At 66.4% G+C, this 14,572-nt stretch carries 9 protein-coding genes; 4 read left to right on the forward strand and 5 right to left on the reverse strand.

Annotation, left to right across the window (positions count from 1 at the left end):
• Window positions 1–607 precede the first annotated feature (607 nt).
• Window positions 608–1,003, reverse strand: coding sequence for a hypothetical protein (locus U8525_RS25950; RefSeq protein WP_374269089.1), 396 nt, complete (start codon window positions 1,001–1,003; stop codon window positions 608–610).
• A 216-nt stretch (window positions 1,004–1,219) separates the two neighbouring features.
• Here U8525_RS25950 and U8525_RS25955 point away from each other — a divergent pair, with 216 nt between their 5' ends.
• Entirely contained in the window at window positions 1,220–5,536 is a 4,317-nt protein-coding gene (locus U8525_RS25955; protein WP_374269090.1) for a protein NO VEIN domain-containing protein, read from the forward strand.
• 603 nt (window positions 5,537–6,139) lie between these two features.
• On the opposite strand, the gene U8525_RS25960 is transcribed toward U8525_RS25955, so the two are convergent.
• The 4 genes from U8525_RS25960 to U8525_RS25975 form a co-directional block, all read right to left on the reverse strand.
• Window positions 6,140–7,330 (reverse strand): hypothetical protein, encoded by a 1,191-nt coding sequence (locus tag U8525_RS25960; RefSeq protein WP_374269092.1) that lies wholly within the window; start codon window positions 7,328–7,330, stop codon window positions 6,140–6,142.
• 321 nt (window positions 7,331–7,651) lie between these two features.
• On the reverse strand, window positions 7,652–8,029 hold the full coding sequence (locus U8525_RS25965) for a DUF2019 domain-containing protein (protein WP_374269093.1): 378 nt from the start codon (window positions 8,027–8,029) through the stop codon (window positions 7,652–7,654).
• Window positions 8,026–9,582 (reverse strand): hypothetical protein, encoded by a 1,557-nt coding sequence (locus U8525_RS25970; RefSeq protein ID WP_374269095.1) that lies wholly within the window; start codon window positions 9,580–9,582, stop codon window positions 8,026–8,028. The genes U8525_RS25965 and U8525_RS25970 overlap by 4 nt, the downstream gene beginning before the upstream one ends.
• Complete coding sequence (locus U8525_RS25975) at window positions 9,572–10,954, reverse strand: hypothetical protein (RefSeq protein WP_374269096.1); 1,383 nt, start codon at window positions 10,952–10,954, stop codon at window positions 9,572–9,574. The genes U8525_RS25970 and U8525_RS25975 overlap by 11 nt, the downstream gene beginning before the upstream one ends.
• Before the next feature lie 991 nt (window positions 10,955–11,945).
• Here U8525_RS25975 and U8525_RS25980 point away from each other — a divergent pair.
• The 3 genes from U8525_RS25980 (at window position 11,946) to U8525_RS25990 (ending at window position 14,563) form a co-directional block, all read left to right on the forward strand.
• Complete coding sequence (locus U8525_RS25980) at window positions 11,946–12,989, forward strand: patatin-like phospholipase family protein (protein WP_374269098.1); 1,044 nt, start codon at window positions 11,946–11,948, stop codon at window positions 12,987–12,989.
• 77 nt (window positions 12,990–13,066) lie between these two features.
• Complete coding sequence (locus U8525_RS25985; protein ID WP_374269100.1) at window positions 13,067–14,248, forward strand: ArsA family ATPase; 1,182 nt, start codon at window positions 13,067–13,069, stop codon at window positions 14,246–14,248.
• A 75-nt stretch (window positions 14,249–14,323) separates the two neighbouring features.
• Window positions 14,324–14,563 carry a hypothetical protein gene (locus U8525_RS25990; protein ID WP_374269102.1) on the forward strand — a complete coding sequence of 80 codons (240 nt, stop codon included), beginning with the start codon at window positions 14,324–14,326 and terminating at the stop codon, window positions 14,561–14,563.
• Window positions 14,564–14,572 lie beyond the last annotated feature (9 nt).

The following is a 14,572-nucleotide window of genomic DNA, read 5'->3' on the forward strand; positions in this document are numbered from 1 at the left end:
GACCGCCGCTACCTCGACATGTCTCTGCTGAAATCACCCCCTGACACTGCCGCTGCTTGATACCGCCAAGGAGCCTCCCTCCCCCGAACCCCCTCCGAACCAACTACACAAGATTCGGGACTTGACCCGGAGCTGCGGGCCCTCCGCATAGAGGTCCACGCCCAGCGCCAGGAGCTGCTGGAACTGCGGCATCAGGTCGGGGCCCCACTCCCAGTATCCATCCCTGTCGAGGAGGCTGCTCGGCGCCTGGGTTGCGCCCGGACCCAAGTTTTCAAACTGCTGTGCCGGGGACAGCTCCAGCGTGGGAAATCCGTAGGCAGGCGAACCATGATCTCAGTGGCCAGTCTGGAGGCACTTCAGGCTGGCGAGTCCCAGACGCGGTCCCGACGGCGTACTGCCCAGCCCCGGCGAGCCCAGGACCAAGCCCAGACGCTGGCTGCCGCCATTCGTGACCTGCGCATCTAAGCCCCGGACATAGTGTCCACCCCGACCAGGAGACTGCTGAGGGGCGAGGCGATGCGTGAGCAGATCCTCGCAGCTATTCGGCGGACGCTCGCGCTACCACCAGGGGCCTGTTCCGACATGGATACAAACCACGTCCGACGGCTTAGTAGAACCCAACTCGGTAGCTGTTCTTGTCGAGCCAAGATACCCCTTGTGGATGCCGCTGGATGAACCCACGAACGGCATCGGTCGGTATGACTAAACGGGTCTGCCCCTTGGGGTGAAAGCAGTTCTTGCCGCTGTAGTAGAAGGATCCACTGCTCCCCACCCCGAAGCGACCCTTACCGAGGTAGTCCACCGAGGCTATGGTGTAGCGAAGGTGGTATCCCTGCGTCTCCCGCACCGCGACCTCAGTGCCCATCTTCACGTTGGCTCGGAGCCATGCCTCGATCTGTTCCTCGGTCTGATCGAAGCAGGGTGAGGGCTGGCGGTCATCCACGTAAGCGGGGCGAGGGTTCCTCTCGGCCTCACGCTGCATTCTCTCGATGTCACGACGCATCCACTCCTGTATCGACTCGCCACGTCGGGGTCCGTCGTGTTTGTCGGTGGGGCCGTAGCTCCTCTTGCGCCTCGGCATCGCGTGTCCTCCAATGAGGCAAGAGTCTAGCGGTGCGGCCAGCTTCCGCCACCACGTCGCCCGCGAAGGAGCCGGGACGGGGCACGCCCCGGTCGCTGGTACTGATAGAATCCACGCCCAGCAGAGGGGCCCTCAAGAATGCAGATCAATCCAACGCAGGAAGCGTTCGTCCGGCAAGTACGTGAGGAGAACGAGCGCGACTATGGTCTGAAGGCCCGTGAGATGGCGCGGACGCTCCTGTCTGCAGGCCTTCCTCACCCTTGGTTGTATGTCTTCGAACTTTCGCAGAACGCGCGAGACGCCGGCGCTCGTTGGGTGAAGTGGACCGTGACGGACACCGGCGATGTCGTGCTCCAGCACGACGGGCTTGAGCCGCTCGAAGAGCGCCACGTGCGTGGCCTCGCTTCCGTCGGAGCGTCGACCAAGGGCCTCACTTCGGTGGGGTTCATGGGGGTCGGGTTCAAGGCGGCGTTCTCCCGCTTCAAGACGGTTGGCGTCAGCGGGTTCGGCTGGAAGTTTCGCTTCGACGTGGGGACCGAGCATGGAGACCTCGGGGCGGAACGGCCTGACTTGTTCGACACGTTGCTTCCGTCGTGGGCTCCGGACCTCCCCGATCCCGAACCCGGCTTCACTACTCGGTTCGATCTCCGCGCTCCACGGGGGCCGGCCGGAGCCCCGTTCGAGGATCTCGAGCACCTGTGCTCCGTGGACGATCCGACGCCGCTTGCCGTCCTGGCGCTACGAGGACTCGAGCGCGTATCTATCGGAGAGCGGACCTGGAGTTTGCACGCAACGGACGGTATTGCCGAGGTCTACGACTCCGCCCGTGATGCTCCCTGGAGGTGGGCGTGCTTTCGGGCGAGCTACCGTCCGGACGACGCTGCCATGCGGAGATTTCTGGAGGTCCGGAAGGCTCTTCGCGACCAGACGGACAGTACGGGCGAGCGTCCATCTCGGGAAGTGATTGCCCTCCTGCCGATTGATGGCGCGGGTCGCCCCGTCCCTCCCGCCCGCGGTCACGTCTACGCGACGCTGCCTACGCAGGTGGAACTCCCGTTTCGCTTCCACCTCCAGGCGGACTGGCTCGTGAACCTGGACCGCCAGAACCTCCGGGATGTCGTCGGCGACCCGTGGCATGAGGCCATCCTGAAGCGGGTACCGGAGCTCATTCGACAGCTGCTCCTCTGGGTTGCCGAGCGGCCCGAGGTCCGACGCTCCGGGTGGGAGGCCCTGTTGGTTCCGCGCTCCGATGAGGGAACGCTTGGCGCCGCGTTTGAGAACCTCCGCTCCGCCATTGGCGCTGCGATAGGTGACCTTGCCGTTGTTCCGGTCCACGGCGCACCGGAACAGGAACTGCGCAGGCCCCCGGACGTCTGGCGCCTTCCCTCCGAGTTTCGCGCGGAGTTCGGCCGGCGGGCGGGCTGGCGCCCCGACCTGCTCTTTGATCGCGACGTCATGGACGAGGCGAAGCTGGGAGACTCCGCCACTCAGTTCTTTCTGTGGCTCGGCTACGGCCCCGAGATCGTTCCCCCCATCCACGCGTGGCCGGCGGCACTCCCCCGCTGGTGGAGCGGAGTCCCGGAGGACGAACGCCATGACGCGCTGTTCGCGCTGTGGAACTCGGTGGCGGCTCCGCCGTGGCAGGAGTCTCCGGTTGTTCGTACCGAAGACGGAGCCTGGGTTGGGGCGGGGCGGATCCGGTGGCTAAACGAGGAGCCGCCGTCGCCGGGGGAGAGGTCCGGCGAGGTCATCGCGGCCGCGCTGGCCGACTTGCTCCCCATTCCGGGGGAGCGCCTAGCTCCCGGCCTCCGGCAGGTGGTGCAGAAGGCAAGCGGTCCCGGGATTGCGTGGTTCAAGCGGCTGAGGCAGGGCGTCGAGCTCACGGCCGTCATTCAGCAGGCGCTCGCGGACAAGACCCGTCGGGAAGCCTTCCCTTTGGTCCAGCTGCTCGACTTGGCGCTCAGCCGCGGCCAGCGTGCGGACCTTGTGCCGTGGATTCTCACGGAGGAGGGACCGCGGAAGCCAGCAGATGCGCTGCTCGCAGACCCCTACGTGGAAGGCGGCATGCATCGCCGCAGCCTCTTCGGGAACATCCCTGCCATCCACCGGGACTACCTCGACGTTGCCTCGGTCGAGACGCTCGTGCCCTTCTTCCGAAAGCTCGGGGTGCGCGGCGACGTCGCGCTCCTTCCTCAGAGGACGCATTTGTATCGTCGCTCGGACGTCGCGAAGGCGCTCGATATCGAGGAGAAGCTCGTCGCGAACGCCAATCGTCAGGGCTACTCGATCGTCGACATGGTCTTTACGCCGTTGGCTCCGCGGTTCCCGGCGGCGGCGCTCGCGGACTGGCTGTCGAGGGGGTATCGCGCGCTGGACGGGAAGGGCCGCGTCTTTGCCGAGAGCGCCTACTTCGTCGAGTTGGTCACGCGCGGCGCCCGCAAGGCCAACTGGGTCCTCTTCCTGGAGGCGGTGGCCTGGGTTCCTTGCAGCGACGGGGAACGGCGGAGGCCGGCCGACGTCAGGTTGCAGGCCGATCCGGACTACGAAGGCGTTCCCATCGCTGCTCTGGACTCGGAATTCGGCAAGCGGTTGCAGCAGGAGGGCGTGGAGTTCGGCGCCAACGTGTCAAAGGCGCCAGCCCTGCGCCGGCTCGCATCCCGCGGCGCCGGTGCTCTGGAGGACAAGGTCCTCGCGCAGCTCCTCCGCGACGCCCGCGCATCCGTAGGGGCTGGAGAGGCGACAGACGCGCAGATGAACGAGGCCTTGTCAGTCATCCGGGTCCAGGCGCGCCCGCTGGAGCGGATCGTCCGACGTGCCGGAGTGGGGCCAGGCCTCAGGAGCGATCTAGACGGCTGGGTGCTCGACCTCACTTCGCTAGATCCATTTCTCCAGTACGAACTCCTGCAGGTCTGGCCGTCGATGCCCGCGACGACCACCGGGTCCCAGGCGCTCGCGTTCCTGCGCAGCATCTGGGAGGAGCGTCCGAAGCGCGTCGAAGAACGCAGACGCCATCTTGCCGCTGCGTACCGGTACGTGGCGGACGATCTCGACAACGGCCTTCTGCGGCGGGAGTGGAACGAGGCGCTTCGTGGCGCATATCTGTACGGAAGCCGAGAGTGGCACCCGCTCAGCCCGAGCCTCGCGATTGATGACGTCCAGTCGCCGCTCATCCGCAGGCACCTGCCGAGCGCCGTGTCCGTCGCGAGCGCCCACCTCGGCGATGGGCGAGAGCAGGTGAAGAGGGTGGCCGCCAAACTCGGAGTCTGCCTCCTGAGCGATCGCATCAGGCTGGTTGAGGGCCAGGGGATTGCTCGCCCAACGTTTGCGTCCCGGCTTGAACGGCTCGTCGGGATGCTCTCGACGATTGAGGACCGGCGCGTCCTCGAAGCCGTCCGGTACTGTGAGCGACTTGAGCTGAACTTGGAACGGCCGGACTTGCCCTCTGCCCGGCTCCAGGTTTCGGCCTACATCGAGCGGGCGCGGCTGGTGGTGGCGGGCAGGCCGGCGCAATTTGCGACCGAGGCGGCCGATCAGCTCGTCCAGTTCTTCCAGTTGGGGCAGCGCGGAAGCGAGGTTGCCTGGCTCACGGGTGCCCTGCATCACCTCGACGACGAAACCGACTTTGAGGTGTCGCTTCGGATGCTGGCTGAGAGCCTGGGCGTCCCGTCCCCCACCGGAGACGTCGAAGTACCGAAGCCCGATTCCGGCGATGGGCCAACTCGCGCTTCGCCGTTGCTCAAGGGCGTTAAACGAGAAGACGAACTCCAGCGGCCTGATGCGATCCTGGCGCCGTTGCTCGAGCCTGACGCCGGGGCACCCGGCACCTCGCCGTCCTCCAAGGGCAACGAGCGCGCGGAGGACCAGCCCCTTCCCGCAGGCCCTGATCCATTGCCGGTTGCCAACGGTCCGGAGTCCCGGACCGGGCGGAATATCCTCAAATTCTTGGTAGTGGATCGGAGTGACGATGCGGTCGGCAACGGAGCGAGCCGACCTCGAAAAGACGATCACGCGGCCCGAGAGGCTGTGCTCCGGTACGAAGCCGCCCGCGGGTGGAGCGCTCAGGCCATGGACGACCTCCAGCCGGGCTTCGACGTCCAGAGTGTCGATCCTGCCTCAGGGCGCTGCCGTCACATCGAGGTGAAGGGGAAGGAAGGCGTGTTCCAGGAGGATGCGAGCGTCGCTCTGAGCGCGCGGCAGTTCCGGGACGCCGTGGCCGCGGTGGGATCCGATATCGAGTACTGGCTTTACGTGGTCGACCGCACGACGACCGACGAGCCGTGCGTGTACCCGATCCCCTGGACGCGCTATCTCGACCAGCTCAAGTACGGCTTTTACGCCAACGCGTGGCTGGACGCCGTCGACCGCGCGGAGCGGGTAGCATCCGAGCCCGAACGCGCCACACCGGAAGAGCTCTCAGGCGCGCTCGCCGGAATCGCTGCTGAAACGGGACGCTGAGTACGAACGCTGAAGACGGTGCCGGGAACCAGTCCATCAGCCCGGCGCGCTTCGACGAGCGGATCGGGGCGGTCACGACGGGGCACGGCGAGCTCTTACAGATGGTTCGCGACAGCTTCAATCGCTTCGTATGGCCCAGCGTCTCCAACGAGCCGCTACAGCTGGTGTGGGTGATTGGGTCTGAGGTGAATCGAGCGCTCGCCGGCCACGAGGTGCTCCACAGAGCGAGGACGATTATCCAGCCGCAGGGGGAGCGCAGCAGCCCGGGGCGACATCGGAGGGGGCTCGGCGAGATGGTGGCGTCGCTCCGACAGCTCGTGCCGCCCCAGCCGTAGCGCCTCAAGCCAGAACGCGGCCCACCGTCCTGTCGATCAAGCGGCTTTGCAACCATCGCGGCAATGCTGGCACCCTGGGCCGTGCGTTGCCGCAAGTAGTTCACCACCCGCCCCTTGCAGCCCTGCGTGAAAGCGGTGCGTGGTCCTCGCTCCTCCATCCTCTTCCCTTTTGCCTTCAACTCCGCTGCCGTCTTCTCCAGGGCCATGACGGGGACGACTTCACGATCAGTACCTCACGTCAGGACGGGGAGCGGTGACGACGTACGGTTCAACCGGCCACGACGACGAACTTCGGGACTGGCTTCGGATCTTCTGGATGATCCAAGCGCAGCGTCAGCCTGGCCATCGGCGGGATGAACGTGCCCAAGTAGAACCGCCGCGTTGTCCGCTGCGTCTTGTGCCCGACCAGCTCAGCGATACTCGCGATGGGGATGCCGCCGTCCTTGGGCTGCACGAGCGTGCCTCCGGTCACGGCCCAGGTGATGAAGGAGTGCCGCAAGCGCTCCAGCTCGATGACCTCCAAACCGCTCTGCTGTGCGGTCTTGCGCATCGCCCTCGACAGGTAGACCCGATTCGGAGCCCGACCACGGGCCTGAAGACGTTGAGCCGCAGCCAGAGCCTGGGCATCCACCGACACGACGTGCCCCTCTCCGCTCTTGTGCGGGAAAAAGAGCGTACCTACGATCTCTCCATAGCCTTCGAGGAGGTTGATGACACCCTTCCCTTCGGCCAGGCGCTCGATCTCGGTCCCGTGCATCCCACACAAAGCCCGGAGGACGAACACGTCCCGGACCGGCTGCATGTCCACGGTCTGGAACTCACCCTCCTCCGGCTGGCGGTCAACCCGGTAGCCGGTCACGTACCGGTAGCTGCTCAGAGCCGCATAGAACTTCTGGACGTGATCCATCGTGTAGGCGCGCTCATCCATGGGGCGGGCCGGCTTGATGGTCGGCGTCTTCAAATCGAGGGTCGCATCCTGCGTGCGTGTCAGTCGGCCCTGTTCACGCAGGTATGCAGTCAGGCTCTTGAGGGCGACGATGCGCTTGTGCTCCGCCCCCTTCATCTTCGCCAGGGCCTGCCGGTACTGCTGGAGCGTGACCTGTCGCAGATCCACGGCCCCCAGTCGCTCGACCCAGTCGGCGAGATAGCTCCTGATGTAGCGGATATAGGGCTCGGTCCTGCCCTTCCGCCGCAGGTCATCAAGGAAGCCAGCGACCGTTGGGGCGTCGATGATGACGGCATCGGCCCTGGCCTTGGCGGCGGCCTCCTTGGCGGTCACGTACTGGTCGGGGTCCCGCTCGAACAGCGCGAGCTCGGCGAGGGCTTGCTTCTCACTGGTGGCATCCAGCACCTTGGTGAAGCGCCGGCCCGCGACCATGCGCTCCAGCACCCACTGGGCTCGGCCCTTTCCGTCGATCTTGGTGCGTCCGCCTGCCCACTTGCCGGTCCAGCCGCTCATCAATCACCCATTACGTACAGGTTACGTATGAGCGCTGAACCCGGGTACCAGCCAGCTTCGGAAAGGCCCATAAAGCCCAGTCGCTCCAATGACTTATAACGTAACCTCTCGCACCCCAGGACTCCAGGACGCTGGCCTTTCAAGCCGGTAACACGGGTTCGAATCCCGTCGGGGACATGTAAAAACGCGGGGTTGGACGGTGCAAACCGTCCAACCCCGTTCGTTTCTGACCGCCTGCCGCTGTTAGAACGCTGTTAGCGCCGAGTTGGCACCACTGGCTCGTCCCGCTGCCGATGTCAGAGGTGACGACGGACGGATTGCTCAGCCCTCAGTGAACTTCAGGTTCCCAGCCCGCCACTCACTGAGCGTCATCTCAGCATCAAGTCTCATCGCACCGGCTGGACCTTGAGCCAGCCGCTCCAGTTCCGCCTCCGCTAGCGCAGGGGCAAACTCCAAGACGTGGGATGCGGCCCACAGGCGGACATTCGAATTGCTGTGTTGCAGCAACTCCGTCAAGGCCGAACGTCCATCCTCCCCCCTGTCCCGCAGCTCTCGCCGTGCGGCACTGAGTCTTTCGTACTGCGCGTTTGCGCTCTTGTGGGCCCCCTTGACGGTGGCCTGCCAATGCAACTCCGCCGCCTTTACGTAGGCCGCAACCAGTTCGCTAACAGAGGCCTGCTTCGACGATTCATGCTTCATGGAGTAACCCCATAATCACGGAGGACTTTCAGACCGAATGCCCGCTGCGCCTCGAACGATTGGGGGGCGAGCCATGCGCGCACGGTCTTGCCTTGGGAGAATGAACGAACCGACGAGTAATATCCGCTGATCTGCCGGTGCACTGCCTCGTCGAGCGGGATGACATTCTCCGTGTTGTGGAGCGCCTGCGGTCCGAAGCGAGCTGCGTTCCCGTCCGTCTGCTCCACGATGTGGTGCCACTCCTTCCCCTGCCCTGCCGGCCCCATGGCACGCTTGAACGACTTGAAGGACGAGTAGCCCCGCGGCCCGCTCGACGGCACGGCGCCCTGCGCACCTCCACCACTCCCACCACCCGAGCCTGACGCATTCCCTGCCTTCTGGAGGATGATGGCCGCCCCGGGCCCTCCGCTCAACACCGACGCCGCGCGCCCTGCTGGCACCGCGACGCGCTCCAGCACCAGCACGCCCTCCGCTGACAGCGAGAGCACCGGCACCGTGGCCTCCGCCCCCACCACCAGCCCCTTCAGGGTCCGCGTCGTCGTCGAGGCCGCGCCCCAGGTGGCGAACACGCTCGTCGCCAGCCGCGCCACCTCGCGAATCTGCTCGCCCTGCGTCATGAACTGGAAGCGCTCCCAGTACGCAGGCGACGAGGAGATGAGGGCCGCCAAGCCGGCCGGGAGGTGGCGCAGCCCCGCGATGCTGTCCACGGGGCGGGACAGGAGTTGTCCCAGTGCGTGGTACAGCTCCACGAAGGCGTCCTCGGCCCCGTCCAGCGAGCGGTTGATGACGTCCGCGTCGTCGTACACCTCCGCCAGGGGCCGCCAGTCCGAAGCCTGGAGCCGCGCGTCCACGGCGCGGAAGACGCCGCCCTTGCCGCTGTAGAAGCGCCCCAACTCGAAGCCGTGCGCTCGGAAGGCGCCGTCCTTCCACTCGACGGGCGCCACCTTCTGCTGGGTGCGCCCATCGAGGGCCCACACGAGGTAGCCGTCTGGTCGGAGGACGGCCACCTGCTCGCGGCTGAAACGCTTCACCCGGCGCAGCAGCTCCTCGCGCGAGACTTCGCCGCCCTCCAGCACCTCGCGCAGCAGGAAGCCCGCCGCCATGCGCGGCGGGAAGGTGCCCAGCGTCACGGGCTTCTGCATGAGCCGGCCCAGCACCTCCACCGCATCGTCCTGGGTGAAGGGGTTGTGCCGGAGGGGCAGCTCGTCCAGGTCGTCCAGGCCCGCGAGCACCAGCAACTTCTCGAAGACGTCCACCTCCAGCAGGCCCATCTGCACGGCCAGTCGCGTCTGCTCGCCGTGGCTGGTGGTGATGAGGGCCGTCCCTGCCGATACGCGCGTGGGGCGGCGGCGGTGGGTGCGCTCGTCCTCGTCGTCCTCGTCCTCGACGGACGGCGCGGCGTGCGCGGAGCCCCTTCCGTCCGCAGGGCTTGAGTACGAGGGCACAGCCCCCGCGCGTTGCTGGAGGGTGCCCCGGCTCGCGGGCCCCACCAGTCCCATGCACCCGGTGGAGAGGAGGGCCACGCTCAGCAGCAGCCACGTGTCAGCGCGCATTGTCCACCCCCAGGCCCACCGAAGCGAAGGCCCCCGGCCGCAGCGTCCCTTCCGCCGTGGGGAACAGCAGCGTGCCCCCCTGGCCCGTCGCGTACAGCTTCCCTCCGAGGAAGCGCCACCGGGCCTCACCGGAAACGAGGTAGCGCGCTCCGGGCTGGCCCACGCCCACCGCCAGCCCCTTCAGGGCCAGCTCCACGTTCCGGCGAAGCAACTGCACGCCGAGGCGCCAGTCCGCGTCCAGGCGGCCCCAGCTGAAGGCCTCCACGCCCACCGTCATGCGAAGGTGACGGTGCAGCACCTCGTCCAGCAGCTCCGCGTCCCAGGCCACCGAGGCCTCCGTCTGCACGGAGTACCCGTCCGGGAAGGGCGCCTCCGCCAGCGGCAGGCCGGAGGTTCCCGCCGCCTGGAAGCGTGCCAACTCGTAGTCCGCGCCGAAGTAGCCCTGACGGAAGCCGCCGTGTTGCCGGCGCACCTCCAGCCGCGCCAGCAAGTCCAATTGCGGCGTCACCACGTCCAGGCCGACGCCCGCCACCGCGCCCCAGGCCCCTCCTTCCCCCGGACGCCCGCCCCACCCGGCGACGACGTGCACCTCGCGGCCCTTGCGCAGCCACAGCACCGCCGTGCCGTCCAGGTGCGCCAGCAGGGCCCGGCGCGACGTCTCGGACACCCGCGCGAAGTCATGCGCGACGGACAGCGACAGCGTGTAGTGCTTGCGCTTGCGCGGCTTGCCGAAGAGGACGTGCTGCACGTCCACTTCCACCTCCGCCGCCATGAGGCGCGCGGCCAGCACGTCCGAGGCGAAGCCCTCCACGTACAGCGGGCCCGCCATGGCCGTGAGGAGGGCGCCCGCTGGGTGGTAGTCCGGATTCGTCAGGTTGGAGTAGCGCCGCACCAGGTGCCCGGACAGCAGGTGGAAGCCCTCCATCTGCCCCACCCACAACGCCACGGGCGACGAGTCGGCCCCCAGCTTCAGCGCCCTCACCAGTTGCCCGAAGTCCGAGAGGGTGTCCCAGTCCTCTTTCCGCACCCGCCCCGCGCCTTCGCCGCCCCGGAGGCGAAAGCGCACCGGGCCTCCGAGGTTCGCGCCGAACTTCTCTCCGCCGTCCAGCACCAGCATCGGCTCCACCTGCATGAAGCCCTCGGCTTCGCCCCCGCGCTGGGGCCACAGCGCCCACGGCTCCGCCTCCACGCGCGTGAGGTAGTTCCAGGGCCGGTCCTGGGACGACGTCCGGGACACCTCCTCCGGAGTCGGAAAGGAGATGTCTTCGCCAGGAGGCGCGTCTTCCTCCACGGGCTGCACTTCCGGGACGTCCTCCGCCCACGCGCCCACGGGCCACAGCAACCCCAGCCATACCGCCCAACGTCTCGCCATTCGCATACACGCCTCCCAGCAATGCCCCAGCGAGGGGAGCAAAGGACACACGTCTGACGTTCAGCTCGGCTTGGGGCCGGCCGCGCGTCATGACTCAGGATTGAAAGGAATGGGTGCCGGCCGCCTCGGGCCAGCGGGTGCTGATGCCGCGTCAGGTGCAGGGCGCCCGGTTGCGGCTCCGTTGTCGTCTCATCCGCCCCCTCAAGGGACATCTCCTCTGGGACTGCACCCTCTCTGCCATGGAGGAACTGCGGCAGGCCCTGCTGAAGTGCTCTCACAGGCACAACGGGCACTGGCAGCTGGAACGCCACAATTTCCACTCGCCGAGTCAGGCCCAGCAAGAGCTGATGCAGTCGAGACAGGCGGCCTGACTACGACCAACCCGGTGTCTCAACAATCCGGAGCGGCACAACACCATCCACACTGCCACCGCAATGAACCGCTGAATGCCTCCACTTCCGCATCGGCAACGCTTCGAGTTCGTGTTCCTCCAGTCCGTCCAGCGTCCCACCACAGACCTTCCAGGGCCACGCGCCAGCCCCTTGAACGGAGAGGTCGCAAACCTTCGCAACGAAATCTTGTCGGATGGGCGTGCCGTGGTTGCCCAAAGGCAGCGCGTCAGGCAAGCCCACGCACCCCATCCTGACAACCCACCAGGCACGCATGCCATTGATCACGCACCAGGGCGGAAACCCTGCCCATGAGTAGTCAATGCGAAGCGCGGCGACAGCTACTCACCAAGTCTGCCTCTCGCAGTTTCCCGCCACGATTCCAGGTACTTGGCGCGCCAGACGCCTCCGCGCGGCAATGATTTACCTCGGATCCAGGTCGAACGTGCTCGCGAATCCGCGCCCTCATGCCGCGTCCACCCTGACTCAACCCATGGCGTGGTCCTGAAGGGCGCGACGCGCTGCGGACTGTTCCCCACCCTTGCATCTGGGTACGAATTCCCGGGTCGGCGCTGAAACCTCGATATCTGCAAGGACTTCCAATGGCACCCACCGGTCTCAAGGTCCTCTGCCTGGACGGAGGGGGGTTGCATACCCTTATCAGCCTGCGGCTCCTCCAGCGCCTCAACGCGATGTTCCCCTTCCTCAATGACGTGGATGCCTTTTCGGGCACGTCGGCGGGCGGCATCTCCGCGCTGATCCTCGCATCGGGGACCTCTCCGGCGGAGCAGCTCCAGGTGGCCATCGATTTCTGGTCGGACTCCCGCTACTTCACGCTGAACCTTCCCCAGCATGCGTTCAGCCCGCTGTCGACCGCGACCTACACCAACCACGAGGCGCGCAGGGCCCTGGAGGCATTGCTGGGAGACGCGACCCTGGGCCAGCTCACGCGGCAGGTCGTCATCCCCACCTTCGAGCTGGACAACCAGGGCCGCGGCGGCCGCCAGCGCAGCTGGGCACCGCGGATCTTCAGCACCCTGTCCACCCGCGACCCCAACGGCGACCACGGCGAGCTCGCTGTCGACGTGGGCCTACGGACCGCCGCCAGCCCCATGGGCTTCCCCATCTTCGAGGGCTTCGTCGACGCCGGCATCTACGCCAACAACCCGAGCATGTGCGCCCTCGCCGAGGGCCTGCGCGGCGACAAGTTCGAGCCGCCTGACATCCAGCTGTTCTCCGTGGGCGGAGGCCTGAACCGCCGCTACATCGCCTCCGAGGACGGGGACTGGGGCCCTCGCCAGTGGGTGCTCGACCTCAAGCAGCCCGGCCTGCTGCTGGAGATGGTCTTCGCCAGCGGCGTGGAGGCCGTGAGCTTCCAGTGCCTCCAGATCCTCGGCGAGCAGAACTTCTTCCGGCTCAATCCCCCGCTCCAGGACGCCGTCCCCATGACCAACGCCTGGCTGCCGGTGATCCCCGTCGACCTGATGCCAAACGTGGTGGAGAAGCTGCTCGGCATCGCGGACGACGCGGACCTGAGCGGAGCCTTGCGGTGGATGCAGCACCACTGGCTCCGTCAGTCGCGCCCGCACCAGACGCCCACCGGGGCCGGCGGCTCGCTCATCGTGACCGACCTCACCCCTCCCTGACCTCGCGCCAGAGCATCGGCGCCCGGTGGCACCTCCTTCGTCTCTTCGTCGTCTCCCGTTACCCCAGGGGTATCTGAATGGCTCGCATCATCATGATTTCAGGGAAGGGCGGCGTCGGGAAGACGACCGTTGCCGCGGCGACGGGACTGGCGGCCTCCCAGAAGGGCTCCCGCACCCTCATCCTCTCCTTCGATCTGGCGCACAGCCTCGCGGACTCCTTCAACCTGGACCTCAGCCTCTTCGACCACAACAAGGGCCGGCCCACGAAGGTGGCTGACAACCTGGAGATCCAGGAGATCGACGTCGCCGAGGAGCTCGAGCGCGAGTGGAGCACCATCTACCAGTACCTGGCCTCGCTCTTCGCCTCCGCCGGCGTCGCGGACGTGGTGGCCGAAGAGGTGGCGATCCTCCCCGGCATGGAGGACGTCGTCGCGCTCATCTTCATCAACCGCTACATCAACAAGAACCTCTACGACACCATCGTGGTGGATTGCCCTCCCACCAGCGAGTCGTTGCGCTTCGTCAACATCACCGCGACGCTCGAGTGGTACGTCAAGACGCGCTTCAGCTTCGACCGACAGGTCGGCAAGCTGGTGCGGCCCCTCCTGGGCAAGAGCTCCTCCAAGATGGGCATCCCGGAGGATGACTACTTCAACAGCCTCAAGGGGATGTTCTCCGAGCTCAATGGCATCCAGAAGCGCCTGCTGGACCCCACGCAGACGACGGTGCGCCTGGTCTGCAACCCCGAGAAGATGGTCATCCGGGAGACCCAGCGCGCCTACATGTATTTCAATCTGTATGGAATGACGACGGAGATGGTGGTCATCAACCGCGTCATGCCGGCGGCGGAGGGCTACTTCTCGCGGTGGGCGGAGAACCAGGCGCGCTACTGCCAGGAGGTGAATGAGTATTTCAGCCCCGTGCCGGTGGTCCCCGTCCCCTACTTCGCCAGCGAAGTGATGGGCATGGAAAGACTGGGCGAGGTGGTGGACGTCCTCTACAAGAAGGAGGATCCCACCCAGTGCTATGTCAGCCAGCCCTCCTATGCCTTCGCCAAGGAGGGAGATGGCTACGTGCTGAAGATGAACCTCCCGTTCGTGGACAAGCGCGAGCTGACGATGACGCGCTCGGAGAACGACCTGGTCATCCGCATCGGAAACTTCAAGCGCTACGTCCCGCTGCCGACCGCGATGCTCCATTACTCGTCGGTGACCGCGAAGAAGAACGCCAACGAATTGCAGGTCATCTTCCAGAAGTAATGGAGACTCCTCCGTTGTTAGAGCTCCACGAGTCCAGCGAGAATCCAAGACACCCCACGCAGCAAAGGAGCTGTCATGACCACGCAACGCGAGCTGCCCAAGTCGTTTGGTGCCAGGCTGATGGCGGCCGTTCAAGAGCAGCTCATCGCCAACCTCGAAGCCGAGCGCACCATCTACTTCACCCTGCGCAAGAGCGTGCTGAAGGCGAACGCGGAGATGCTCAAGGGCTTCATGGAGATCGTCGACCACCAGTTGCAACAGGTGGAAGAGGCCTCCACGCCGAAGCCGCAGAAGCTCAAGATCCAGGTCGAGTAGCGGCCCCGC

Source organism: Corallococcus sp. RDP092CA, from assembly GCF_041903675.1.
In the GTDB taxonomy this organism is placed as follows: Bacteria; Myxococcota; Myxococcia; order Myxococcales; family Myxococcaceae; genus Corallococcus.